This is a genomic window from Shigella flexneri 2a str. 301 (assembly GCF_000006925.2).
Lineage (GTDB): Bacteria > Pseudomonadota > Gammaproteobacteria > Enterobacterales > Enterobacteriaceae > ECMA0423.
In genome coordinates, this window is sequence record NC_004337.2 from 1,544,339 (window position 1) to 1,570,290 (window position 25,952).

Below are 25,952 nucleotides of genomic sequence, written 5' to 3' on the forward strand. Positions count from 1 at the left end.
ATTTGTTGGCTAGATGGTTTCGCAATGAACTGTTAATAAACAAATTTTTCTTTGTATGTGATCTTTCGTGTGGGTCACCACTGCAAATAAGGATATAAAATGCCTGTTATAACTCTTCCTGATGGCAGCCAACGCCATTACGACCACGCTGTAAGCCCCATGGATGTTGCGCTGGACATTGGTCCAGGTCTGGCGAAAGCCTGTATCGCAGGGCGCGTTAATGGCGAACTGGTTGATGCTTGCGATCTGATTGAAAACGACGCACAACTGTCGATCATTACCGCCAAAGACGAAGAAGGTCTGGAGATCATTCGTCACTCCTGTGCGCACCTGTTAGGGCATGCGATTAAACAACTTTGGCCGCATACCAAAATGGCAATCGGCCCGGTTATTGACAACGGTTTTTATTACGACGTTGATCTTGACCGCACGTTAACCCAGGAAGATGTCGAAGCACTCGAGAAGCGGATGCATGAGCTTGCTGAGAAAAACTACGACGTCATTAAGAAGAAAGTCAGCTGGCACGAAGCGCGTGAAACTTTCGCCAACCGTGGGGAGAGCTACAAAGTTTCCATTCTTGACGAAAACATCGCCCATGATGACAAGCCAGGTCTGTACTTCCATGAAGAATATGTCGATATGTGCCGCGGTCCGCACGTACCGAACATGCGTTTCTGCCATCATTTCAAACTAATGAAAACGGCAGGGGCTTACTGGCGTGGCGACAGCAACAACAAAATGTTGCAACGTATTTACGGTACGGCGTGGGCAGACAAAAAAGCACTTAACGCTTACCTGCAGCGCCTGGAAGAAGCCGCGAAACGCGACCACCGTAAAATCGGTAAACAGCTCGACCTGTACCATATGCAGGAAGAAGCGCCGGGTATGGTATTCTGGCACAACGACGGCTGGACCATCTTCCGTGAACTGGAAGTGTTTGTTCGTTCTAAACTGAAAGAGTACCAGTATCAGGAAGTTAAAGGTCCGTTCATGATGGACCGTGTCCTGTGGGAAAAAACCGGTCACTGGGACAACTACAAAGATGCAATGTTCACCACATCTTCTGAGAACCGTGAATACTGCATTAAGCCGATGAACTGCCCGGGTCACGTACAAATTTTCAACCAGGGGCTGAAGTCTTATCGCGATCTGCCGCTGCGTATGGCCGAGTTTGGTAGCTGCCACCGTAACGAGCCGTCAGGTTCGCTGCATGGCCTGATGCGCGTGCGTGGATTTACCCAGGATGACGCGCATATCTTCTGTACTGAAGAACAAATTCGCGATGAAGTTAACGGATGTATCCGTTTAGTCTATGATATGTACAGCACTTTTGGCTTCGAGAAGATCGTCGTCAAACTCTCCACTCGTCCTGAAAAACGTATTGGCAGCGACGAAATGTGGGATCGTGCTGAGGCGGACCTGGCGGTTGCGCTGGAAGAAAACAACATCCCGTTTGAATATCAACTGGGTGAAGGCGCTTTCTACGGTCCGAAAATTGAATTTACCCTGTATGACTGCCTCGATCGTGCATGGCAGTGCGGTACAGTACAGCTGGACTTCTCCTTGCCGTCTCGTCTGAGCGCCTCCTATGTGGGCGAAGACAACGAGCGTAAGGTACCGGTAATGATTCACCGCGCAATTCTGGGGTCGATGGAGCGTTTCATCGGTATCCTGACCGAAGAATTCGCTGGTTTCTTCCCGACCTGGCTTGCGCCAGTTCAGGTTGTTATCATGAATATTACCGATTCACAGTCTGAATACGTTAACGAATTGACGCAAAAACTATCAAATGCGGGCATTCGTGTTAAAGCAGACTTGAGAAATGAGAAGATTGGCTTTAAAATCCGCGAGCACACTTTGCGTCGCGTCCCATATATGCTGGTCTGTGGTGATAAAGAGGTGGAATCAGGCAAAGTTGCCGTTCGCACCCGCCGTGGTAAAGACCTGGGAAGCATGGACGTAAATGAAGTGATCGAGAAGCTGCAACAAGAGATTCGCAGCCGCAGTCTTAAACAATTGGAGGAATAAGGTATTAAAGGCGGAAAACGAGTTCAAACGGCGCGCCCTAACCGTATCAATGGCGAAATTCGCGCCCAGGAAGTTCGCTTAACAGGTCTGGAAGGCGAGCAGCTTGGTATTGTGAGTCTGAGAGAAGCTCTGGAGAAAGCAGAAGAAGCCGGAGTAGACTTAGTCGAGATCAGCCCTAACGCCGAGCCGCCGGTTTGTCGTATAATGGATTACGGCAAATTCCTCTATGAAAAGAGCAAGTCTTCTAAGGAACAGAAGAAAAAGCAAAAAGTTATCCAGGTTAAGGAAATTAAATTCCGTCCTAGTACAGATGAAGGCGACTATCAGGTAAAACTCCGCAGCCTGATTCGCTTTCTCGAAGAGGGTGATAAAGCCAAAATCACGCTGCGTTTCCGCGGTCGTGAGATGGCGCACCAGCAAATCGGTATGGAAGTGCTTAATCGCGTGAAAGACGATTTGCAAGAACTGGCAGTAGTCGAATCCTTCCCAACGAAGATCGAAGGCCGCCAGATGATCATGGTGCTCGCTCCTAAGAAGAAACAGTAAGGCCTTCAAGTAGCACTATCTGTGGAGCCTTTGGGCTTCACAGGCATTGTTCGCCTTTGTTTCGTTTATTAACAATGCGAAGTGGAAGTTATTAAAATGCCAAAAATTAAGACCGTACGCGGTGCTGCTAAGCGCTTCAAAAAAACCGGTAAAGGTGGTTTTAAGCACAAGCACGCTAACCTGCGTCACATTCTGACTAAAAAAGCGACCAAACGTAAACGTCACCTGCGTCCGAAAGCCATGGTTTCCAAAGGCGATCTGGGCCTGGTAATCGCGTGCCTGCCGTACGCATAAGCCGTTAACGTTTTTAACTTTTTAATTAGAATATAGATACAGGAGAGCACATATGGCTCGCGTAAAACGTGGTGTTATTGCACGCGCACGTCACAAGAAAATTTTGAAACAAGCTAAAGGCTACTACGGTGCGCGTTCTCGCGTATACCGCGTTGCCTTCCAGGCTGTTATCAAAGCTGGTCAGTATGCTTACCGTGACCGTCGTCAACGTAAGCGTCAGTTCCGTCAACTGTGGATTGCGCGTATCAACGCAGCAGCACGTCAGAACGGTATTTCTTACAGCAAATTCATCAATGGCCTGAAAAAAGCCTCTGTTGAAATCGACCGTAAGATCCTGGCTGATATCGCAGTATTCGACAAAGTAGCGTTCACCACTCTGGTTGAAAAAGCGAAAGCAGCTCTGGCATAAGCCAGTTGAAAGAGGGAGCTAGTCTCCCTCTTTTCGTTTCAACGCCATCAAAACATTGACTTTTATCGCCGTAGCCTTTTCAATAAAGGTCTTTTGAAGAGTACCAAAAGGTAACGCAAGCAATGAATGCTGCTATTTTCCGCTTCTTTTTTTACTTTAGCACCTGAATCCAGGAGGCTAGCGCGTGAGAAGAGAAACGGAAAACAGCGCCTGAAAGCCTCCCAGTGGAGGCTTTTTTTGTATGCGCGTTTTGAAAAATAAAAAGCCAGTCTATCAGGCGTAATTGTCGCAGCCAGTCTGGACACGGCCAGTGCGGAGAAACCGGAGCGTACTTAAGTACGTGAGGATTTCGAGCACTGCCCGGGACCAAAATGGCAAGTAAAATAGCCTGATGGGATAGGCTCTAAGTCCAACGAACCAGTGTCACCACTGACACAATGAGGAAAACCATGTCACATCTCGCAGAACTGGTTGCCAGTGCGAAGGCGGCCATTAGCCAGGCGTCAGATGTTGCCGCGTTAGATAATGTGCGCGTCGAATATTTGGGTAAAAAAGGGCACTTAACCCTTCAGATGACGACCCTGCGTGAGCTGCCGCCAGAAGAGCGTCCGGCAGCTGGTGCGGTTATCAACGAAGCGAAAGAGCAGGTTCAGCAGGCGCTGAATGCGCGTAAAGCGGAACTGGAAAGCGCTGCACTGAATGCGCGTCTGGCGGCGGAAACGATTGATGTCTCTCTGCCAGGTCGTCGCATTGAAAACGGCGGTCTGCATCCGGTTACCCGTACCATCGACCGTATCGAAAGTTTCTTCGGTGAGCTTGGCTTTACCGTGGCAACCGGGCCGGAAATCGAAGACGATTATCATAACTTCGATGCTCTGAACATTCCTGGTCACCACCCGGCGCGCGCTGACCACGACACTTTCTGGTTTGACGCTACCCGCCTGCTGCGTACCCAGACCTCTGGCGTACAGATCCGCACCATGAAAGCCCAGCAGCCACCGATTCGTATCATCGCGCCTGGCCGTGTTTATCGTAACGACTACGACCAGACTCACACGCCGATGTTCCATCAGATGGAAGGTCTGATTGTTGATACCAACATCAGCTTTACCAACCTGAAAGGCACGCTGCACGACTTCCTGCGTAACTTCTTTGAGGAAGATTTGCAGATTCGCTTCCGTCCTTCCTACTTCCCGTTTACCGAGCCTTCTGCAGAAGTTGACGTCATGGGTAAAAACGGTAAATGGCTGGAAGTGCTGGGCTGCGGGATGGTGCATCCGAACGTGCTGCGTAACGTTAGCATCGACCCGGAAGTTTACTCTGGTTTCGCCTTCGGGATGGGGATGGAGCGTCTGACTATGTTGCGTTACGGCGTCACCGACCTGCGTTCATTCTTCGAAAACGATCTGCGTTTCCTCAAACAGTTTAAATAAGGCAGGAATAGATTATGAAATTCAGTGAACTGTGGTTACGCGAATGGGTGAACCCGGCGATCGATAGCGATACGCTGGCGAATCAAATCACTATGGCGGGCCTGGAAGTTGACGGTGTAGAACCGGTTGCCGGTAGCTTCCACGGCGTGGTCGTTGGTGAAGTGGTTGAGTGTGCGCAGCATCCGAACGCTGACAAACTGCGTGTGACAAAAGTGAATGTCGGCGGCGATCGCCTGCTGGACATCGTCTGCGGTGCGCCAAACTGCCGTCAGGGCCTGCGTGTGGCGGTAGCTACCATTGGTGCTGTTCTGCCGGGTGATTTCAAAATTAAAGCGGCGAAACTGCGTGGCGAACCGTCTGAAGGGATGCTGTGCTCCTTTTCTGAGCTGGGAATTTCTGACGATCACAGTGGCATTATCGAACTGCCTGCGGATGCGCCGATTGGCACCGACATCCGCGAATACCTGAAACTCGATGATAACACCATCGAAATCAGCGTGACACCAAACCGTGCCGACTGCTTAGGTATCATTGGTGTTGCGCGTGACGTTGCCGTGCTGAATCAGCTGCCGCTGGTTGAACCGGAAATCGTTCCGGTTGGTGCGACTATCGACGACACGTTGCCGATTACAGTCGAAGCGCCGGAAGCCTGCCCGCGCTATCTTGGCCGTGTGGTAAAAGGCATTAACGTTAAAGCGCCAACTCCGCTGTGGATGAAAGAAAAACTGCGTCGTTGCGGGATCCGTTCTATCGATGCAGTTGTTGACGTCACCAACTATGTACTGCTCGAACTGGGCCAGCCGATGCACGCTTTCGATAAAGATCGCATTGAAGGCGGCATTGTGGTGCGGATGGCAAAAGAGGGCGAAACGCTGGTGCTGCTTGATGGCACTGAAGCGAAGCTGAATGCTGACACTCTGGTCATCGCCGACCACAACAAGGCGCTGGCGATGGGCGGCATCTTTGGTGGCGAACACTCTGGCGTGAATGACGAAACGCAAAACGTCTTGCTGGAATGCGCTTTCTTCAGCCCGCTGTCTATCACCGGTCGTGCTCGTCGTCATGGCCTGCATACTGATGCGTCTCACCGTTATGAGCGTGGCGTTGATCCGGTACTGCAGCACAAAGCGATGGAACGTGCGACCCGTCTGCTGATCGACATCTGCGGTGGTGAGGCTGGCCCGGTAATTGATATCACCAACGAAGCAACGCTGCCGAAGCGTGCAACCATCACTCTACGTCGTAGCAAACTGGATCGCCTGATAGGCCATCATATTGCTGATGAGCAGGTAACTGACATTCTGCGTCGTCTCGGCTGCGAAGTGACCGAAGGCAAAGACGAATGGCAGGCAGTTGCGCCGAGCTGGCGTTTCGATATGGAGATTGAAGAAGATCTGGTCGAAGAAGTCGCGCGTGTTTACGGCTACAACAACATCCCGGATGAGCCGGTACAGGCAAGCCTGATTATGGGTACTCACCGTGAAGCTGACCTGTCGCTCAAGCGCGTGAAAACGCTGCTCAACGACAAAGGCTATCAGGAAGTGATCACCTACAGCTTCGTTGATCCGAAAGTGCAGCAGATGATCCATCCAGGCGTTGAAGCCTTACTGCTGGCAAGCCCGATCTCTGTTGAAATGTCAGCAATGCGTCTTTCTCTGTGGACCGGCCTGCTGGCAACCGTGGTGTACAACCAGAACCGTCAGCAGAACCGTGTGCGCATTTTCGAAAGCGGTCTGCGTTTCGTACCAGATACTCAGGCACCGTTGGGCATTCGTCAGGATCTGATGTTAGCCGGTGTGATTTGCGGTAACCGTTACGAAGAGCACTGGAACCTGGCAAAAGAGACCGTTGATTTCTATGATTTGAAAGGCGACCTTGAATCCGTTCTCGACCTGACCGGTAAACTGAATGAGGTTGAGTTCCGTGCAGAAGCGAATCCGGCACTGCATCCGGGGCAATCCGCAGCGATTTATCTGAAAGGTGAACGTATTGGTTTTGTTGGAGTTGTTCATCCTGAACTGGAACGTAAACTGGATCTTAACGGTCGCACTCTGGTGTTCGAACTGGAGTGGAACAAGCTCGCAGACCGCGTGGTGCCTCAGGCGCGCGAGATTTCTCGCTTCCCGGCGAACCGTCGTGACATCGCGGTGGTGGTCGCAGAAAACGTTCCCGCAGCGGATATTTTATCCGAATGTAAGAAAGTTGGCGTAAATCAGGTAGTTGGCGTAAACTTATTTGACGTGTACCGCGGTAAGGGTGTTGCGGAGGGGTATAAGAGCCTCGCCATAAGCCTGATCCTGCAAGATACCAGCCGTACACTCGAAGAAGAGGAGATTGCCGCTACCGTCGCCAAATGTGTAGAGGCATTAAAAGAGCGATTCCAGGCATCATTGAGGGATTGAACCTATGGCGCTTACAAAAGCTGAAATGTCAGAATATCTGTTTGATAAGCTTGGGCTTAGCAAGCGGGATGCCAAAGAACTGGTTGAACTGTTTTTCGAAGAGATCCGTCGCGCTCTGGAAAACGGCGAACAGGTGAAACTCTCTGGTTTTGGTAACTTCGATCTGCGTGATAAGAATCAACGCCCGGGACGTAACCCGAAAACGGGCGAGGATATTCCCATTACAGCACGGCGCGTGGTGACCTTCAGACCCGGGCAGAAGTTAAAAAGCCGGGTCGAAAACGCTTCGCCCAAAGACGAGTAATCTGATCTAACTAAAAAGGCCGCTATGCGGCCTTTTTTCTTTTCACTGTCGAAGAGTCACCGTAAAATCAACGCCATGACACTTCAGCAGAACGGATACCATGCTGACACTTGCCCGCCAACAACAGCGACAAAATATTCGCTGGTTATTATGCCTGTCAGTTTTGATGCTGCTGGCGCTTCTCTTAAGCCTTTGCGCCGGTGAACAATGGATTTCGCCAGGTGACTGGTTTACTCCTCGTGGCGAACTGTTCGTCTGGCAAATTCGCCTGCCACGTACGCTGGCTGTATTGCTGGTTGGTGCGGCGCTGGCTATATCCGGCGCTGTAATGCAGGCGTTGTTTGAAAATCCTCTGGCAGAACCTGGACTACTTGGCGTCTCTAACGGCGCAGGCGTGGGGCTTATCGCCGCGGTATTGCTTGGGCAAGGGCAACTCCCCAACTGGGCGCTAGGGCTGTGTGCGATTGCTGGCGCGCTTATCATCACTTTAATACTCTTACGTTTCGCCCGTCGTCATCTTTCGACCAGTCGGTTATTGCTGGCTGGCGTTGCATTAGGGATTATCTGCAGCGCACTAATGACGTGGGCTATCTACTTTTCCACCTCTGTTGATTTACGTCAGCTGATGTACTGGATGATGGGCGGTTTTGGCGGCGTAGACTGGCGGCAAAGCTGGCTGATGCTGGCATTGATCCCCGTGTTGTTGTGGATCTGTTGTCAGTCCAGGCCGATGAATATGTTAGCGCTTGGCGAGATCTCGGCGCGGCAACTGGGTTTACCCATGTGGTTCTGGCGCAATGTGCTGGTGGCAGCGACCGGCTGGATGGTTGGCGTCAGTGTGGCGCTGGCGGGTGCTATCGGCTTTATTGGTCTGGTGATCCCACATATTCTTCGGTTGTGTGGTTTAACCGATCATCGCGTATTACTTCCCGGCTGCGCGCTGGCAGGGGCGAGCGCATTGCTGCTGGCCGATATTGTAGCGCGCCTGGCATTAGCTGCCGCAGAGCTGCCTATTGGCGTGGTCACCGCAACGTTGGGTGCGCCGGTGTTTATCTGGTTATTGTTAAAAGCAGGACGTTAGCCGCAAAAAGACGGTCTATGATTAAAAGCTAAGATTTTTACTGACCACACCTAGGAGAAACGATGCAAGATTCCATTCTGACGACCGTAGTGAAAGATATCGACGGTGAAGTGACCACGCTGGAGAAGTACGCCGGTAATGTGCTGTTAATTGTCAATGTCGCCTCAAAGTGTGGCTTAACGCCGCAATATGAGCAGTTGGAGAATATTCAAAAAGCCTGGGCCGATCGAGGTTTTGTGGTGCTGGGATTCCCGTGCAACCAGTTTCTGGAACAAGAACCGGGCAGCGATGAAGAGATTAAAACTTACTGTACCACCACATGGGGGGTGACGTTCCCGATGTTCAGTAAGATTGAAGTTAATGGCGAAGGACGCCATCCGCTGTATCAAAAATTGATTGCCGCAGCGCCGACCACAGTCGCGCCGGAAGAGAGCGGATTCTATGCCCGTATGGTCAGCAAAGGCCGTGCACCGCTGTACCCGGATGATATTTTATGGAATTTTGAAAAATTCCTGGTTGGCAGGGACGGAAAAGTCATCCAGCGTTTTTCCCCGGATATGACGCCGGAAGATCCCATTGTGATGGAAAGCATTAAACTGGCGTTGGCAAAATAATGTCTATTGTGATGCAGTTACAGGATGTTGCGGAATCTACCCGCCTGGGGCCGCTTTCAGGCGAGGTTCGGGCTGGGGAAATCCTGCACCTGGTGGGGCCGAATGGCGCGGGTAAGAGTACCTTACTGGCGCGAATGGCCGGAATGACCAGCGGTAAGGGAAGCATTCAGTTCGCGGGGCAACCACTGGAAGCATGGTCCGCAACAAAACTCGCGCTGCATCGCGCCTATCTTTCACAACAGCAGACGCCGCCGTTTGCAATGCCGGTCTGGCACTACCTGACACTGCATCAGCACGATAAAACGCGTACCGAACTACTGAATGATGTCGCAGGGGCGCTGGCTCTTGATGACAAACTCGGTCGTAGCACCAATCAACTTTCCGGCGGTGAATGGCAACGCGTACGTCTTGCTGCGGTGGTGTTGCAAATCACACCACAAGCCAATCCCGCAGGCCAATTGCTGCTTCTTGATGAGCCGATGAACAGTCTTGATGTTGCGCAACAAAGTGCGTTAGACAAAATTCTGAGCGCGCTGTGTCAGCAAGGACTGGCGATTGTGATGAGCAGTCACGATCTCAACCACACGTTGCGTCATGCGCATCGGGCGTGGTTGCTAAAAGGTGGAAAAATGCTGGCCAGTGGACGCAGAGAAGAGGTGCTCACGCCGCCAAATCTGGCGCAGGCCTATGGGATGAATTTTCGCCGTCTGGATATCGAAGGTCACAGAATGCTGATTTCGACCATCTGATTTCATTAGTATCCCGAAAATCGGGTAATTACGACGCTAAATTAATGCAAGAATAAAAAACAGAGGAACCGTACGGAATGCGTTTCTGCCTTATTTTGATCACAGCACTGTTTCTGGCCGGGTGTAGCCACCATAAAGCACCGCCGCCAAATGCCAGACTTTCTGATTCGATTACCGTTATTGCCGGTTTGAACGACCAGCTACAAAGCTGGCATGGCACGCCGTATCGTTATGGTGGCATGACGCGGCGCGGTGTGGACTGTTCGGGATTTGTGGTTGTGACGATGCGCGATCGTTTCGATTTGCATCTGCCCCGTGAAACCAAACAACAAGCCTCTATTGGCACGCAAATTGATAAAGACGAGTTGCTGCCTGGTGACCTGGTCTTTTTCAAAACGGGTTCCGGACAAAATGGTTTGCATGTAGGTATTTACGATACCAACAACCAATTTATCCACGCCTCTACCAGCAAGGGAGTGATGCGTTCCTCACTTGATAATGTCTATTGGCAGAAAAATTTCTGGCAGGCGAGACGAATCTAGTATGTCGAAAAATTGACGGCGATGATACATCGCCGTCAATTTACTCCTGAATACAGTAGTATTTTGCAGACAAAAATTCCGTAAATGGATTATTCGTTTATAATCAGGATAATCTAAAAAAAGGCCCCCTGAAAAAGTGGTTAACATGGAACAAATGAAAGTTACTCCTTCTGTAATTGTTATGTCTTATGGCCTCATCCCTTTTAGCCGGATACTGAAAAACATCCTTCGAGAGGGACGGTTACCATGAAGATTTTTTTGGAGAATCTTTATCATTCTGATTGCTATTTCCTGCCGATAAGAGATAACCAGCAACTCCTTGTCGGCGTTGAGTTAATTACCCATTTCTCCAGTGAAGATGGCACGGTTCGTATCCCGACGAGTCGGGTTATAGCGCAACTTACCGAGGAGCAACATTGGCAATTATTTTCAGAGCAGTTGGAATTACTAAAATCATGCCAACACTTTTTTATTCAACATAAACTCTTTGCCTGGCTTAATTTAACGCCACAAGTGGCTACATTATTATTAGACAGGGATAATTACGCAGGCGAACTATTAAAATATCCGTTTATTGAGCTGTTGATTAATGAGAATTACCCGCATCTCAATGAAGGAAAAGATAATCGCGATCTTTTGTCCTTATCGCAAATGTATCCCCTTGTGTTAGGCAATTTGGGAGCAGGTAATAGCACAATGAAAGCGGTTTTTGATGGTCTTTTCACCCGCGTAATGCTGGAGAAAGGTTTTATTCAGCAACAAATCACGCATCGCTCCTTCGAACCGTTTATTCGTGCGATCCAGGCGCAAATTTCCCCTTGTTGCAATTGCATCATCGCGGGGGGCATTGATACGCCAGAAATATTGGCACAGATTACCCCCTTCGATTTCCATGCTCTCCAGGGATGCCTGTGGCCTGCCGTTCCTATAAATCAGATAACGACGTTGGTTCAGCGATAACCCTCCTGTTTGCTGGTGTTTAAGACGAGAGTAACCGTCTACACTATCAAACAGATAGGATCTATGACCCTGTCTTTTATTACCCGCTGGCGCGATGAATTGCCAGAAACCTATACAGCACTTTCCCCTACGCCTTTAAATAATGCCCGGCTGATTTGGCATAATACCGAACTCGCTAACACGCTGAGTATTCCATCGTCGCTGTTTAAAAATGCCGCAGGTGTCTGGGGCGGCGAAACCCTACTGCCTGGTATGTCACCACTGGCACAGGTTTACAGTGGTCATCAGTTCGTCGTCTGGGCGGGCCAACTGGGTGATGGGCGCGGCATTTTACTTGGCGAACAACTGCTTGCTGATGGCACTACAATGGACTGGCATCTGAAAGGTGCTGGCCTGACGCCTTATTCGCGAATGGGTGATGGACGGGCGGTTTTACGTTCGACGATACGAGAAAGTCTCGCCAGTGAGGCGATGCATTATCTGGGCATTCCGACGACCCGCGCGTTAAGTATCGTCACCAGCGATTCGCCAGTGTATCGGGAAACGGTGGAGCCAGGCGCGATGCTGATGCGTGTGGCACCAAGTCATCTGCGCTTTGGTCATTTCGAACATTTTTACTATCGCCGCGAGCCGGAAAAGGTTCGTCAGTTGGCTGACTTTGCCATTCGTCATTACTGGTCACATCTTGAAGACGATGAGGACAAATACCGTCTCTGGTTTAACGATGTTGTCGCACGTACCGCGTCGTTAATTGCCCAATGGCAGACGGTCGGCTTTGCACATGGGGTGATGAATACCGACAACATGTCGCTGCTGGGACTGACGCTTGATTACGGGCCGTTTGGTTTTCTTGATGATTACGAACCCGGTTTTATTTGTAATCACTCGGATCATCAAGGGCGTTATAGCTTTGATAATCAACCTGCTGTCGCGTTGTGGAATTTACAGCGTCTGGCGCAGACATTGTCACCATTTGTTGCCGTAGATGCCCTGAATGAGGCCCTGGACAGCTATCAGCAGGTTTTGTTGACGCATTATGGACAACGGATGCGGCAGAAACTGGGCTTCATGACGGAGCAAAAAGAGGATAACGCGCTACTGAATGAATTATTCAGTCTGATGGCGCGAGAGCGCAGCGATTATACCCGCACATTCCGCATGCTGAGTCTGACCGAGCAGCACAGCGCGGCGTCACCGCTACGTGAGGAGTTTATTGATCGTGCGGCATTTGATGACTGGTTTGCCCGTTATCGGGGGCGTTTGCAACAAGACGAGGTTAGCGATAGTGAGCGTCAGCAACTGATGCAAAGCGTTAACCCAGCTCTGGTATTGCGCAACTGGTTGGCGCAACGGGCGATTGAAGCGGCAGAAAAGGGTGATATGATGGAATTGCACCGCCTGCATGAGGCGTTGCGAAATCCTTTCAGCGACAGAGATGATGACTATGTCAGTCGTCCACCTGACTGGGGTAAACGGCTGGAAGTCAGCTGCTCGAGTTAAAGGCTACTTAGTTAACAGCAGCTTGCCAGCCTGAGTTTTACGGAGCAGATATTCTTGCCCGTCATGATCGATAATCAGTTTGCCATCCGGACCTAACAGTGTCTGGCTGGTAATTCGCCGGATGGGCTGCGGGGAAGCGGTCTTGTGATTGGCATCCGTTTCAGGCGTGAGTTTTCTGCTATCCGTATAACGCATAAAAATTAATAATAATTGATATAACAATGATTCCTATTATCAATATTATGGCAGACCAGAGCAAGCAGTAATGTGTTGAGAAGACAACAAGTTGCGCAGAAATGCCCATCCCATCAGGAATGGGCACGCATTCAGAAGCGGGTATCTACCGCAAAGGCGAGTTTTTCGACCAGGCGTTCGGTATCTTCCCAGCCCAGACACGGGTCGGTAATGGATTGACCGTAAGTGAGCGGCTGACCGCCGACGATTTTTTGCGTTCCTTCGCGCAGGAAACTTTCCGCCATAATTCCAGCAATCTCCGTAGAGCCATTGCGGATTTGCTGACAAATATCCTCACAAACTTCTAACTGGCGACGGTGCTGCTTCTGGCAGTTACCGTGGCTGAAATCCACCACCAGATGTTCAGGTAAATCAAACTCGTGCAGCGTATCGCAGGCTGCGGCGATATCATCGGCATGATAATTCGGTTTTTTGCCGCCACGCATAATAATGTGGCCATACGGGTTGCCGCTGGTCTGATAGATGGTCATCTGACCATTTTTGTCTGGCGAGAGGAACATATGGCTGGCGCGGGCTGCGCGGATAGCATCCACGGCAATCCGCGTGTTGCCATCGGTACCATTTTTAAAACCTACCGGACAGGAGAGTGCTGAAGCCATTTCGCGGTGGATCTGACTTTCGGTAGTACGAGCGCCAATCGCGCCCCAACTGATTAAATCAGCAATAAACTGACCGGTTACCATATCGAGGAACTCAGTCGCGGTAGGGACACCCAGCTCATTTACCTGTAAAAGTAATTTGCGCGCCAGCTCCAGACCGTGATTTACCCGATAGCTGCCGTTTAAATCCGGATCGGAGATTAGCCCTTTCCAGCCGACAACAGTTCGTGGTTTTTCAAAATAGGTGCGCATTACGATTTCCAGCCGTGACTGGTACTGGTTGCGCAGCGACTGCAGACGGGTGGCGTACTCCATTGCAGCGGTGAGATCGTGGATCGAGCAGGGGCCAATAATGACCAACAGTCGCTTATCTTCACCATTCAGTATTTTTTCAATTCTGCGGCGGGAGTCGGTGACATGGGTGGCGACGCCAGGCGTTACGGGATACCGTAGCGCGAGTTCGGCGGGCGTTACCAGGCTCTCAATACGCGCAGTACGGAGTTCGTCAGTTCTGTTCATTACAAGTCTCAGAAATTTGTTGCTTCTACGGCAGGACTACCGGAAAGTGATGCGCATCACGATAAACCAATCGCAGCTGATTTCAAGTGCGAGGTGTGTCACACCTCGCCGGGTGGTTAGCATGATAACAAAAAAACAAACCAATGCACTAGTTCTCTAGTACATTCGGCGACTAAGGCCCATGATATCGAGGATCTTGGTGGCAATCTCTTCTACCGAATAATTGGTACTGTTAATCCACGGGATCTGATTTTTACGGTACAAGGCTTCCACTTCCGCGACTTCCATCCTGCACTGACGAAGCGAGGCATAGCGACTGTTCTCCCGACGTTCCTCGCGAATCGCCGCCAGACGTTCCGGGTCGATAGTCAGGCCGAACAATTTATGCTGAAGCGGTTTGAGCGACGCGGGTAGCACCAGATTATCCATATCGTCGGCAATAAAGGGGTAGTTTGCCGCGCGGATACCAAATTGCATTGCCAGATACAGACTGGTGGGGGTTTTACCACAGCGAGAAACACCGAGCAGGATCACCTGAGCCTGATCCAGATTGCGCAACGAAATGCCGTCATCGTGGGCGAGGGTGTAATCAATCGCCGCAATGCGCGCATCATATTTATTGAGATTATTAGGGTTAAGGCCATGGGTACGATGAGCAATCGGCGTTGGATCCAGTTTCATCTCTTGTTGTAGCGGGGCAACCAGCGCCTGAACGATATCCTGGCAAAAGCCTTCACTTTGCAAGATGATGGCGCGAATCTCCGGCAACACGATGGAGTAGAAGACCAGCGGGCGCACGCCTGTCTGGTGATAAATTGCGTCAATCTGATCCTTCACTGCCCGTGCACGGCTCTCATTTTCGACAAACGGCAGCGTGATGCTGCTGATAGTGACGGGAAATTGTGACATTACTGCGTGTCCTAATACCTCCGCAGTTATTGCCGTACCATCAGAAATATAAAAAACGTGGCGATCAACAGCATTATCCATTTTGTTCTTCCCGTGAAGCAGACATAATTCTATGAAAGCATAAATTAAAAGCGCACAGAAGCGTAGGACGTAATGTCTGGTTTATAAAATGAACCTTCATTTTATTTTTTATAAAAACAGCATTTCATTTTTATGGTTTCGTTTATACCGATGGTTTATGTGGAAATTGTCGAATAGAGCAGGTTTGCGCAACGCTGGGATCAGTCTTAAAAAGTAAAAAAATATATTTGCTTGAACGATTCACCGTTTTTTTCATCCGGTTAAATATGCAAAGATAAATGCGCAGAAATGTGTTTCTCAAACCGTTCATTTATCACAAAAGGATTGTTCGATGTCCAACAATGGCTCGTCACCGCTGGTGCTTTGGTATAACCAACTCGGCATGAATGATGTAGACAGGGTTGGGGGCAAAAATGCCTCCCTGGGTGAAATGATTACTAATCTTTCCGGAATGGGTGTTTCCGTTCCGAATGGTTTCGCCACAACCGCCGACGCGTTTAACCAGTTTCTGGACCAAAGCGGCGTAAACCAGCGCATTTATGAACTGCTGGATAAAACGGATATTGACGATGTTACTCAGCTTGCGAAAGCGGGCGCGCAAATCCGCCAGTGGATTATCGACACTCCCTTCCAGCCTGAGCTGGAAAACGCCATACGCGAAGCCTATGCACAGCTTTCCGCCGATGACGAAAACGCCTCTTTTGCGGTACGCTCCTCCGCCACCGCAGAAGACATGCCGGACGCTTCCTTTGCCGGTCAGCAGGAAACCTTCCTCAACGTTCAGGGTTTTGACGCCGTTCTCGTGGCAGTGAAACATGTATTTGCTTCTCTGTTTAACGATCGCGCCATCTCTTATCGTGTGCACCAGGGTTACGATCACCGTGGCGTGGCGCTCTCCGCCGGTGTTCAGCGGATGGTGCGCTCCGACCTCGCATCTTCTGGCGTGATGTTCTCCATTGATACCGAATCCGGCTTTGACCAGGTGGTGTTTATCACTTCCGCATGGGGCCTTGGGGAAATGGTCGTGCAGGGTGCGGTTAACCCGGATGAGTTTTACGTGCATAAACCGACACTGGCGGCGAATCGCCCGGCTATCGTGCGCCGCACCATGGGGTCGAAAAAAATCCGCATGGTTTACGCGCCGACCCAGGAGCACGGCAAGCAGGTTAAAATCGAAGACGTACCGCAGGAACAGCGTGACATCTTCTCGCTGACCAACGAAGAAGTGCAGGAACTGGCAAAACAGGCCGTACAAATTGAGAAACACTACGGTCGCCCAATGGATATTGAGTGGGCGAAAGATGGCCACACCGGCAAACTGTTCATTGTGCAGGCGCGTCCGGAAACCGTGCGCTCACGCGGTCAGGTCATGGAGCGTTATACGCTGCATTCACAGGGTAAGATTATCGCCGAAGGCCGTGCTATCGGTCATCGCATCGGCGCGGGTCCGGTGAAAGTCATCCATGACATCAGCGAAATGAACCGCATCGAACCTGGCGACGTGCTGGTTACTGACATGACCGACCCGGACTGGGAACCGATCATGAAGAAAGCATCTGCCATCGTCACCAACCGTGGCGGTCGTACCTGTCACGCGGCGATCATCGCTCGTGAACTGGGCATTCCGGCGGTAGTGGGCTGTGGAGATGCAACAGAACGGATGAAAGACGGTGAGAACGTCACTGTTTCTTGTGCCGAAGGTGATACCGGTTACGTCTATGCGGAGTTGCTGGAATTTAGCGTGAAAAGCTCCAGCGTAGAAACGATGCCGGATCTGCCGTTGAAAGTGATGATGAACGTCGGTAACCCGGACCGTGCTTTCGACTTCGCCTGCCTGCCGAGCGAAGGCGTGGGCCTTGCGCGTCTGGAATTTATCATCAACCGTATGATTGGCGTCCACCCACGCGCACTGCTTGAGTTTGACGATCAGGAACCGCAGTTGCAAAACGAAATCCGCGAGATGATGAAAGGTTTTGATTCTCCGCGTGAATTTTACGTTGGTCGTCTGACTGAAGGGATCGCGACGCTGGGTGCCGCGTTTTATCCGAAGCGCGTCATTGTCCGTCTCTCTGATTTTAAATCGAACGAATATGCCAACCTGGTCGGTGGTGAGCGTTACGAGCCAGATGAAGAGAACCCGATGCTCGGCTTCCGTGGTGCGGGCCGCTATGTTTCCGACAGCTTCCGCGACTGCTTCGCACTGGAGTGTGAAGCAGTGAAACGTGTGCGCAACGACATGGGGCTGACCAACGTTGAGATCATGATCCCGTTCGTGCGTACCGTAGATCAGGCGAAAGCGGTGGTTGAAGAACTGGCGCGTCAGGGGCTGAAACGTGGCGAGAACGGGCTGAAAATCATCATGATGTGTGAAATCCCGTCCAACGCCTTGCTGGCCGAGCAGTTCCTCGAATATTTCGACGGCTTCTCAATTGGCTCAAACGATATGACGCAGCTGGCGCTCGGTCTGGACCGTGACTCCGGCGTGGTGTCTGAATTGTTCGATGAGCGCAACGATGCGGTGAAAGCACTGCTGTCGATGGCTATCCGTGCCGCGAAGAAACAGGGCAAATATGTCGGGATTTGCGGTCAGGGTCCGTCCGACCACGAAGACTTTGCCGCATGGTTGATGGAAGAGGGGATCGATAGCCTGTCTCTGAACCCGGACACCGTGGTGCAAACCTGGTTAAGCCTGGCTGAACTGAAGAAATAAAATAAATCCCCGGCGGCGTTCAGTCGCCGGGGTTATGTGATCCCCGAAGATGAAACTTATTCAATCTCTTCACAGACATCCTGCGTTAATCGCCGTATAATATCTTTTCTTAACAAAAACTTTTGTATTTTATCTGAGGCAGTGCGCGGTAGTTTTTCGATTACCACGATATGTTCAGGATATTTATATTTTGCGACCCGTTTACGGCTAAAAAAAGCCGCCATCTCTTCCAGCGATAATGAATGATGCGGCGCTTTCAGCACGACATAAGCGCATGATCGTTCACCTAAACGTTCATCGGGCATTGCAACCACACAGGCATCGTGAATTTTAGGATGCTGCAATAAAATATCTTCCACTTCACGGCTGCTAATATTTTCGCCGCCGCGGACAATAATATCTTTTTTGCGTCCGGTAATTTTTATATAGCCAGCCTCATCCATACGGCAGAGATCGCCGCTGTAATACCAGCCTTCTTCATCCAGCGCACGGGCGGTTAATTCAGGTTCATCAAAATACCCCATAAACACATTGGGGCCACGCGATGCTTCTTCACCTTCGCAACCTGGCGGTAAGGTCTTGCGTGCGTCATCGACCACTTTAATCTCTACACCTGCGGCAGCGTAACCATCGGTATGCATAAAGCGCGACAAAGAATTATCGAGATTCACCACCGCATGCGGCGAACTTTCTGTGGAACCATAAACACTTAATAATTTAATGCTGCGCTGCTGGCATTCGCGCGCCACTTTTTTGGGGATTGTGGTACCGCCGCAAAGAAAGAAGCGCAGCGCTGAAAGGTCTGCGGGTTGTTTCTCTAGTAAATTCAAAAGATCATAGACAAACGGCGTTGCGCCTAGCATACAGGTGCAACGCTGCTGCTCAAGCAGCGCGAGACACGCATCAGGAGTGAAAATATCTAACAACACGCTGCGAGCGCCAATTAAGAATGGTGCCGTTACGCCATGCAGAAAGCCCGTTGCGTGACCAAGTGGCGCAGGCATCATAAAGACATCCAGCCAGGTCAGATTCAGCCGCGCGCAATAAGCCCGCTCACTGGCGAGAATATTGTTATGCGTTAGCATCACGCCCTTTGGCAGACCCTCGGTTCCGGAGGTAAACAGCACCGCAGCTAATTCATCGCCGTGGGTCGTTATCGCCGTGGTCAGTGGGATATTGTCGGCGATAATCTGACTTAATGAGAGGGAAGAGGTGGCGGGAGCCAGTTTGTCCACGCCGACAATTTGTTGTAGTTGTGGAAGCTGATTTTGCAGCGGCAGGATTAAATCTACCGGACGCGTTTGTTTAAACAACGTCGGTGCAAAGAACATTTTTGCCTGACACTTATTGAGCACCCACACCAGTTCTGCTTCCCGCCAGGAAGGCAACAGCGGCACGGAAACCGCACCGATTTTCAGGCAGGCAAGATAGATAACGGTAAATTCACACCAGCCAGGCAGTTGAAATGCGATGCGATCGCCTGATTCAATACCCTTCGCTAACATCCAGTTTGCCAGACAGCTCGCGGCGTGATCGAGCGCGCTATAGGTGTACGATGCACCATGATTATCGACCACGGCAATTTTGTCTGGCATCGCACGAGCGGTCTGCTGCCAGTAATCGGCCAGTGAAGCATCGCCCCATAGCCCTTGCTGACGATACGCCGCACGACGTTGTTCGTTAAACGTTAATGTCACTTTCATTTTGGACTCTCGAAACAGAACATCAGGCCCGAGTTGCGGGCCTGTGGGATGCATGATTAGCCGTAGCGAAAATCAATACCGAAGGTGCCTGCGGGATATTGCCACTGTTCGAGAATAGTGTTACCGCACAGCACCCGACAGGTGCCGCACTCCAGACAACCGGCGGGATCAAAATGAATGTTTCCTACGTCATCCTGCTTATAAAGTCCGGCAGGGCAGGCTTTCATTAATTTACGGAATTCATTGATATCGGGATTTTCCGTCAGAATGATATGCGGGTGGCCCTCATCAACATGGAATTTATTGACGCCTAATTTGATGTCGACGTTAACCGTAGCGTTCTGGCTCATAGCGCGGTTGCTCCCTTAATGCCATCTTTCAGCAAGTTGATCAGCCCAATTTTCTTCGCGTGTCCCATGATCATTTTGCGTACCGGCTGGTTTGGTTTGCCGTCAATGGTGAACATCTCGTTCATGATGTCGGCTACCATTCGTGGGTATTGGCTAAACAGGCGCGGGTTTTCCATCAGCGCCGGGATCTTGCGAAAATGCTGCATATCACGCATGACGCAGCTTTGTTCCAGCTCACGTTTGTATTGCGCCAGACTGTTGGCGGAGAAATCCGCGCGTTCTTTGGCGGCGATCACCGTTGTGGCGGCAGCCTGAGCCGATGCAATGGCTAAATCCATGCCGCGGACCGTAAAACCCAAATTCAGGCAGAAGCCTGCGGCGTCACCAACGATCATCACGCCCTCGTTAACCAGTTGCGGCACCATTGCCAGACCGCCTTCCGGCACCATATGCGCGGAATATTCAAGCAGTTTGCCGCCGCTAATCAGCGGGCGAATGGCGGGGTGTTGTTTAAAATCTTCCAGCATTTGCGGCACGCTTTTTTGCGCATGGGCGATATCACCCAATCCACAAACCAGCCCCAAGGATATGGAATCCTTGTTGGTATAGAGAAATCCCCCGCCCATCAGGCCGTCAGAAGGGGAACCGGCAAACAGCCAGGCGGCACCTTCCTCGCCCGTAATATTAAAGCGATCGTTGATCTGTTCTGGTGTGAGGCCAATAACCTCTTTAACACCAACAGCGTAATGATGCGGATCGGAAGCGGGAACCATTCCCAGCGAGCGGCCAAGCATCGAGTTAACGCCATCAGCCAGAATCACCACATTCGCTTCGAGAATATCATCCCCAGCCTGCACGCCAGTGACCTTGTTTCCTTCACGAACCAGCGCGTCGACGCGAACGCCTGGGATAAACTGCGCGCCCGCCTGCTCGGCTTGTTCCATCAACCACGGGTCCAGACGATTACGCAATACGGTATAAGATGCGTGTTGAGGAACATCTGGTTGCTCGCGGTGAAAATCGAGGGTAACGGCGCTTTCTTCGGTTAAGAAGGAGATTTTCTCGCGTGTGACCTTGCGTTCTACCGGCGCTGATACTGCAAAGCCTGGAATGATTGCTTCAAGTGTGTGGGCATAAAGACGCCCGCCGGTCATGTTTTTACATCCGGCACTGTCGCCGCGTTCTATCACCAGGACATCCAGCCCGGCTCGTGCCATGACCAGTGCGGCAACGCTACCAGCAACGCCCGCACCGACCACAATGGCATCAAATTTGTCATCCGACATGCGTTATGCTCCCTTCCTGCTGCGTTTACAGCGGGAGATGTGGTTGAAAGGGGAATTAGCGGCTCAACTGGCTAATCAGGGCAGGGACGACTTTGTAGATATCGCCCACCAGACCGTAGTCGGCATAGTTGAAGATTGGCGCATTTTTATCTTTATTGATGGCGACAATCACTTTTACGCCGTTGCCGCCAACCATATGTTGGATCTGCCCGGAGATCCCCAGCGTCAGGTAGAGATCGGATTTCAGCAACACGCCGGAGACACCGATATAACGTTCACGCTCCATCCAGTTCTCGCCTTCGGCAATTGGACGTGAACAGCCGACTTCAGCATTCAGCACCGCCGCCAGTTCGTGGACCATTTTCAGGTCATCCTGCGCCGCCAGACCACGACCGACGCCAACCACACGTTTTGCTTTGCTCAGGTCCACGCTGCTTGCGGCTTTCGCACGGCGTTCGCGACAGAGAATTTCATGACGCGGAGCAACATAAGGTACCGTTTCTGTCGGGCACTGATGAGAGGTATCACTGGTGCACGGTTCCTGAACACCGGGTGCAAGGGTAATGATCGCCAGCGGGCTGTTGATCTTTTCCTGAGCGAACGCTAACCCGCCATACATCCGGTGTTCGGCGCAAATGTGACCATCGACAATATCCACCGCCGTGGCATCGTTCACCAGCGCCGCATTCAGTTGCACACTTAACCGTGCTGCCAGAGCTTTACCACGTTTCGTCGCGGCCAACAGCAACATAGCGGGGTGTTTATCTTTCAGCAGGGCAGCAATGCTTTCGGCGTAATTTTCAGTGCGTTGCAGCGCGTCGTTTTGCTCAAGAACATAAATACATTTTGGACCATAAGGCATAACTGCCTGCGCCTGGTCGGTATTTTGTACAATGGCATACACCTGTTGGCCCCATTGCTGAGCGCCGCCAAACAGTTCAGCATAACGTTCAGGATTATCGCTAAAGACCCAGACGCTGTTTAATTGACTCATCGTTTCTTCTCCGTAGGCTTCAGTTCAGGGCTTTCTTCAGATGTTCCGCCAGCTCGGCAATGGCCTCCGGCGAATCGTTATCGAGAATGATGTGCTTACGTTCTGTTTGCGGCGGTACGCGAATGCCGACCAGTTCAGCAAGTGGCGCGCTCTGGCTCCAGTCAATATCACTTGCCTGCCACTGATTTACCGGTTTTTTACCCGCGCCGAGAATGGCTTTCATCGAAGGAATGCGTGGCACGTTAATATCGGAGGTGACGCAGAGCACGGCTGGAACAGAGAGTTCAATAACTTCAACATCATCTTCAAGCGTGCGTTCAATCACCAGTGTATTGCCCTGACGCTGAATAGCACTCACTGCATTAATCACCGGAAGTTGCAGAATTTCTCCGACCAGCAAGCCAACCTGCTGGGCATAAAGGTCGCCGGAACCTTCACCAAAGATCAGTAAATCGAAGCCGATCTTTTCAATTGCTGCCGCCAGCGCTTTTGCGGTATCGAGAGGCAGTGCATGTTCAAGTTGCGCATCCTGCACCAAATACAGGCTGTGCGGCCCGCGGGATAGCACGTCTTTGCGCACTTTCGAGTTCTGCAACAATGAGCCGGCAACGGTCAGCGCGGCTATCTCATCGTCATCTGTTGCGAGCTGGCTTGCAGCTTCAATGGCATTGAGATCGAACTGGCTGATTTTGGCGTCGGCATTGTCGAAATTCAGGGTGTATTCTGGAGTGACAACAATGTCCTGTTCTTCAGGCACCAGCTTAAAGCAGGTTATTATTTTCATGATTTCTCCTGTGAGTCGCATACGGAACCATCTCCGATGGAAGGTAAAAATGGCCTGAAAATAGTGTGCGATAGCGGTGCGGGGGGGGGGGGGGCGACGGAGCAAGCTGTTTTCCTTGCCAACAATCTTGCAAAAAAAATGCGATTGCTAAAACAAAAGTGCAATTTGCGGCAATATAGTTATTCCATGACCGTACAATCTTGCATTCAGTGTAAATAATCTTGTTTAGCTCTCGCTAAACGCGGTTGTATAACCGCAATACACGCCGTATTTTATCCGGCATATATTGTTTTTGCTTGCTCATGGAATAGGGAGGTTGTCATGTATCAACGCTGTTTTGATAATGCCAGTGAAACGCTGTTTGTCGCCGGTAAAACGCCACGGCTTTCACGTTTTGCATTTAGCGATGATCCAAAATGGGAGTCTGGACATCACGTTCATGACAATGAAACCGAGCTGATTTACGTCAAGAAAGGGGTTGCAAGGTTTACCATCGATTCTTCGTTATATGTCGCACATGCGGATGACATTGTGGTGATAGAACGCGGCAGGCTGCATGCGGTGGCCTCTGACGTTAACGATCCGGCAACGACGTGTACCTGTGCGCTGTACGGCTTTCAGTTTCAGGGGGCTGAGGAAAATCAGTTACTGCAACCGCATTCTTGTCCGGTAATTGCCGCGGGGCAGGGAAAAGAAGTCATAAAAACCTTATTTAATGAGCTAAGTGTGATTTTGCCGCAAAGTAAAAATAGCCAAACATCTTCGTTATGGGATGCATTAGCCTATACATTAGCAATTCTGGTAATGCTGCCAACTTACTGATTTAGTGTATGATGGTGATTTTAAGGTGCTTGCGTGGCTTCCATTTCCATCAGATGTCCTTCCTGCTCCGCTACTGAAGGCGTGGTGCGTAACGGCAAAAGCACTGCCGGACATCAGCGCTATCTCTGCTCTCATTGCCGTAAAACATGGCAACTACAGTTCACTTACACCGCCTCTCAGCCCGGTAAGCACCAGAAAATCATTGATATGGCCATGAATGGCGTCGGATGTCGCGCCAGTGCACGCATTATGGGCGTTGGCCTCAACACGGTTTTACGTCACTTAAAAAACTCAGGCCGCAGTCGGTAACCTCGCGCATACAACCGGGCAGTGATGTGATTGTCTGCGCTGAAATGGACGAACATTGGGGCTACGTCGGTGCTAAATCACGTCAGCGCTGGCTGTTTTACGCGTATGACAGGATACGGAGGACGGTTGTGGCGCACGTCTTCGGTGAACGCACTCTGGCCACACTGGAGCGTCTTCTGAGCCTGCTGTCGGCCTTTGAGGTCGTGGTATGGATGACGGATGGCTGTCCGCTGTATGAATCACGCCTGAAGGGAAAGCTGCACGTTATCAGCAAGCGTTACACTCAGCGCATTGAGCGACATAATCTGAATCTGAGACAACATCTGGCAAGGCTGGTACGGAAGTCACTGTCGTTCTCAAAATCGGTGGAGCTGCATGACAAGGTCATCGGGCATTATCTGAACATAAAACACTATCAGTAAGTTGGAGTCATTACCGGCGTAAAGTCTGAGAAAGCAACGTTTGTTTTGGTTGCTTTCAGCTTTACATCATCTGCCGCATGAGCAGCAAATGCAGCCATACCAGATGCCAGTATCAAAGATATCGAGGTACTTACGACACTTTTCTTTAATGCAGACTTCATAAATGTTCCTCTTCTTATTGTACTTAATTCCGAAGTAATTTTACGAAGAGAAATAAGTGGATGTAAGTGAAGTTAGTCACATAAAGAGATAGCAGATTTAGCTAAAAAAAGGGAAATAACAGTCCATAAAGCGTTGACATTACTTTCTGTTCTATTAAGTAATTTCTCGCCGATAAACAACTAATTTATTGATATTTAATAAATTATTGCATTTTACTGACAAAATGCCGAATTGAGATCATAAATAATCATGCAACAGGTTATGCAAGTGCATAAATATGTGATGGATGTCACTTATTTATTTCAATAAATATATCGCCTAAAAACAACGCGGGGCAGGGAATGGCTGCCCCATATAATTCTTACGTAGCGTGCGTGGTTGACTACTCGTTAGCAAATAATCAAATAGCTAAAGCACTCATCGTGTTGCCCGTATTCATACCCGTGTGCCTTTGACAACGGTACTCCTTAGAAACTCTCTTCGGACTGTTGCCGAAATGTTTGCGGAACGCATAAATAAAATAAGATGTACTGGCATAACCACATTGTTCGGCAATTTTATTGACTGAACCTTCTACGCGTATCAAATTTTTTGCGTGCTGCATTCTGGCATCTAATAGAATCTGTGAGAATGTCGTTTGCTCTTGCTTTAGTTTTTTCTTCAACAGGCTTTCACTGATGTACAGGCAGTCACAAATATCTTTCAGCTTCCATGGGTGCGCCAGCTTCATGTTGACAATATTTCTCACTTTCCCGGAAACGGATAGCACACCGTTAGTTAATAGTGTAATGAAACCTTTGCATGCGGCAAAAATAGACAGGCAAGAAAAAAGCAAAAGTTCTGAAAAATTATGATGATTGCGTTCTTCCGAGTTGAGATAAGCAATCATTTCATTAAGCAATCCAGTCGGTACATTTGAAGCACGTAAAAACTTCGCAGGAACAGGCACCGTCACTGTCTGGATGTTAGTGCATTGTAGATATTTTTTAATGGTATTTTCATTAAATCCGATTTCTTTAAAATGCCGCTCATAAGGTTCAAAATGTGTACGAACAGCGTTATCTACCATCAGGATCTCGCCGTCGGAGAAGGCGTAATCTTTATCTAAAATGTTAGCGTTGAAAGCATGATGAATAAATATAACAGAACAAACGAGCGACATTTTATCTCCTTAAAACAATAAAG

General features: G+C 50.2%; 25 protein-coding genes, 1 pseudogene and 2 other annotated features. Of the genes and pseudogenes, 17 read left to right on the forward strand and 9 right to left on the reverse strand.

Annotated elements, in window-relative coordinates:
* Positions 1 to 99: 99 nt before the first annotated feature.
* The 13 genes from thrS to SF1525 all read left to right on the forward strand — a co-directional run bounded on the left by thrS (position 100) and on the right by SF1525 (position 12,862).
* A complete protein-coding gene (gene thrS / locus SF1512; protein NP_707395.1) occupies positions 100 to 2,028 on the forward strand; it encodes a threonyl-tRNA synthetase in 1,929 nt (642 codons plus the stop codon).
* A 111-nt stretch (positions 2,029 to 2,139) separates the two neighbouring features.
* On the forward strand, positions 2,140 to 2,574 hold the full coding sequence (gene infC / locus SF1513) for a translation initiation factor IF-3 (protein ID NP_707396.1): 435 nt from the start codon (positions 2,140 to 2,142) through the stop codon (positions 2,572 to 2,574).
* Between the two features lie 96 nt (positions 2,575 to 2,670).
* Positions 2,671 to 2,868: a 50S ribosomal protein L35 gene (gene rpmI / locus SF1514; RefSeq protein ID NP_707397.2), complete on the forward strand. Its 198-nt coding sequence runs from the start codon at positions 2,671 to 2,673 to the stop codon at positions 2,866 to 2,868.
* 52 nt (positions 2,869 to 2,920) lie between these two features.
* Positions 2,921 to 3,277, forward strand: coding sequence for a 50S ribosomal protein L20 (gene rplT, locus SF1515; protein NP_707398.1), 357 nt, complete (start codon positions 2,921 to 2,923; stop codon positions 3,275 to 3,277).
* A gap of 449 nt (positions 3,278 to 3,726) precedes the next feature.
* Positions 3,727 to 4,710 carry a phenylalanyl-tRNA synthetase subunit alpha gene (pheS, locus tag SF1517; protein ID NP_707400.1) on the forward strand — a complete coding sequence of 328 codons (984 nt, stop codon included), beginning with the start codon at positions 3,727 to 3,729 and terminating at the stop codon, positions 4,708 to 4,710.
* 14 nt (positions 4,711 to 4,724) lie between these two features.
* Positions 4,725 to 7,112, forward strand: coding sequence for a phenylalanyl-tRNA synthetase subunit beta (gene pheT / locus SF1518; RefSeq protein NP_707401.1), 2,388 nt, complete (start codon positions 4,725 to 4,727; stop codon positions 7,110 to 7,112).
* 4 nt (positions 7,113 to 7,116) lie between these two features.
* On the forward strand, positions 7,117 to 7,416 hold the full coding sequence (gene ihfA, locus SF1519) for an integration host factor subunit alpha (protein NP_707402.1): 300 nt from the start codon (positions 7,117 to 7,119) through the stop codon (positions 7,414 to 7,416).
* Between the two features lie 100 nt (positions 7,417 to 7,516).
* Positions 7,517 to 8,497, forward strand: a complete 981-nt coding sequence (gene btuC / locus SF1520; protein NP_707403.1) for a vtamin B12-transporter permease — start codon at positions 7,517 to 7,519, stop codon at positions 8,495 to 8,497.
* A gap of 62 nt (positions 8,498 to 8,559) precedes the next feature.
* Entirely contained in the window at positions 8,560 to 9,111 is a 552-nt protein-coding gene (btuE, locus tag SF1521) for a glutathione peroxidase (RefSeq protein NP_707404.1), read from the forward strand.
* On the forward strand, positions 9,111 to 9,860 hold the full coding sequence (btuD, locus tag SF1522) for a vitamin B12-transporter ATPase (protein NP_707405.1): 750 nt from the start codon (positions 9,111 to 9,113) through the stop codon (positions 9,858 to 9,860). The genes btuE and btuD overlap by 1 nt, the downstream gene beginning before the upstream one ends.
* Before the next feature lie 77 nt (positions 9,861 to 9,937).
* Positions 9,938 to 10,402: a lipoprotein gene (nlpC, locus tag SF1523; protein ID NP_707406.1), complete on the forward strand. Its 465-nt coding sequence runs from the start codon at positions 9,938 to 9,940 to the stop codon at positions 10,400 to 10,402.
* A 246-nt stretch (positions 10,403 to 10,648) separates the two neighbouring features.
* Entirely contained in the window at positions 10,649 to 11,362 is a 714-nt protein-coding gene (locus SF1524) for a hypothetical protein (protein NP_707407.1), read from the forward strand.
* Between the two features lie 63 nt (positions 11,363 to 11,425).
* Positions 11,426 to 12,862, forward strand: coding sequence for a hypothetical protein (locus tag SF1525; protein ID NP_707408.1), 1,437 nt, complete (start codon positions 11,426 to 11,428; stop codon positions 12,860 to 12,862).
* Between the two features lie 3 nt (positions 12,863 to 12,865).
* Here SF1525 and SF1525a read toward each other — a convergent pair whose 3' ends face one another.
* The 3 genes from SF1525a to ydiA form a co-directional block, all read right to left on the reverse strand.
* The gene (locus SF1525a) at positions 12,866 to 13,084 is read right to left on the reverse strand and encodes a hypothetical protein (RefSeq protein ID YP_008439247.1); all 219 of its coding nucleotides are present in this window, start codon (positions 13,082 to 13,084) and stop codon (positions 12,866 to 12,868) included.
* A gap of 104 nt (positions 13,085 to 13,188) precedes the next feature.
* On the reverse strand, positions 13,189 to 14,235 hold the full coding sequence (gene aroH / locus SF1526) for a phospho-2-dehydro-3-deoxyheptonate aldolase (RefSeq protein NP_707409.1): 1,047 nt from the start codon (positions 14,233 to 14,235) through the stop codon (positions 13,189 to 13,191).
* Positions 14,236 to 14,391: 156 nt separating this feature from the next.
* Positions 14,392 to 15,225, reverse strand: a complete 834-nt coding sequence (gene ydiA / locus SF1527; protein ID NP_707410.1) for a PEP synthetase regulatory protein — start codon at positions 15,223 to 15,225, stop codon at positions 14,392 to 14,394.
* Positions 15,226 to 15,556: 331 nt separating this feature from the next.
* Between ydiA and ppsA the strand changes: the two genes are divergently transcribed.
* Positions 15,557 to 17,935, forward strand: a complete 2,379-nt coding sequence (gene ppsA / locus SF1528; protein ID NP_707411.1) for a phosphoenolpyruvate synthase — start codon at positions 15,557 to 15,559, stop codon at positions 17,933 to 17,935.
* Between the two features lie 56 nt (positions 17,936 to 17,991).
* Here the strand turns inward: ppsA and ydiD are convergent, their stop codons facing one another.
* The 5 genes from ydiD to ydiQ are packed head-to-tail and all read right to left on the reverse strand — an operon-like array spanning position 17,992 to position 23,052.
* Positions 17,992 to 19,692, reverse strand: coding sequence for a short chain acyl-CoA synthetase (gene ydiD, locus SF1529; protein NP_707412.1), 1,701 nt, complete (start codon positions 19,690 to 19,692; stop codon positions 17,992 to 17,994).
* Between the two features lie 2 nt (positions 19,693 to 19,694).
* Positions 19,695 to 19,988: a hypothetical protein gene (gene ydiT, locus SF1530; protein ID NP_707413.1), complete on the reverse strand. Its 294-nt coding sequence runs from the start codon at positions 19,986 to 19,988 to the stop codon at positions 19,695 to 19,697.
* Positions 19,985 to 21,274, reverse strand: coding sequence for an oxidoreductase (gene ydiS / locus SF1531; RefSeq protein ID NP_707414.1), 1,290 nt, complete (start codon positions 21,272 to 21,274; stop codon positions 19,985 to 19,987). Before ydiS ends, ydiT begins: the two co-directional genes overlap by 4 nt.
* 55 nt (positions 21,275 to 21,329) lie before the next feature.
* The gene (ydiR, locus tag SF1532; RefSeq protein NP_707415.1) at positions 21,330 to 22,268 is read right to left on the reverse strand and encodes an electron transfer flavoprotein subunit YdiR; all 939 of its coding nucleotides are present in this window, start codon (positions 22,266 to 22,268) and stop codon (positions 21,330 to 21,332) included.
* 19 nt (positions 22,269 to 22,287) lie between these two features.
* The gene (gene ydiQ, locus SF1533; RefSeq protein NP_707416.2) at positions 22,288 to 23,052 is read right to left on the reverse strand and encodes a hypothetical protein; all 765 of its coding nucleotides are present in this window, start codon (positions 23,050 to 23,052) and stop codon (positions 22,288 to 22,290) included.
* A 321-nt stretch (positions 23,053 to 23,373) separates the two neighbouring features.
* Positions 23,374 to 23,874, forward strand: a sequence feature (Similar to Escherichia coli K12 ARAC-type regulatory protein gi: 1787987 (304 aa). BLAST with identity of 98% in 160 aa. This CDS has been truncated. The sequence has been checked and is believed to be correct.).
* Between ydiQ and SF1534 the strand changes: the two are divergent.
* From SF1534 to insB, 3 genes and pseudogenes are all read left to right on the forward strand, one after another.
* A pseudogene (locus SF1534) lies at positions 23,374 to 23,874 on the forward strand. Its footprint overlaps the feature before it by 501 nt.
* Positions 23,853 to 24,620, forward strand: a mobile genetic element. Its footprint overlaps the pseudogene before it by 22 nt.
* On the forward strand, positions 23,908 to 24,183 hold the full coding sequence (gene insA, locus SF1535) for an insertion element IS1 protein InsA (protein ID NP_707417.1): 276 nt from the start codon (positions 23,908 to 23,910) through the stop codon (positions 24,181 to 24,183). Its footprint overlaps the feature before it by 276 nt.
* Entirely contained in the window at positions 24,210 to 24,605 is a 396-nt protein-coding gene (gene insB / locus SF1536; protein NP_707418.1) for an insertion element IS1 protein InsB, read from the forward strand. (Lies within the feature at positions 23,853 to 24,620.)
* A gap of 547 nt (positions 24,621 to 25,167) precedes the next feature.
* Here insB and SF1537 read toward each other — a convergent pair.
* Complete coding sequence (locus SF1537) at positions 25,168 to 25,929, reverse strand: transcriptional regulator YdeO (RefSeq protein ID NP_707419.1); 762 nt, start codon at positions 25,927 to 25,929, stop codon at positions 25,168 to 25,170.
* Positions 25,930 to 25,952 lie beyond the last annotated feature (23 nt).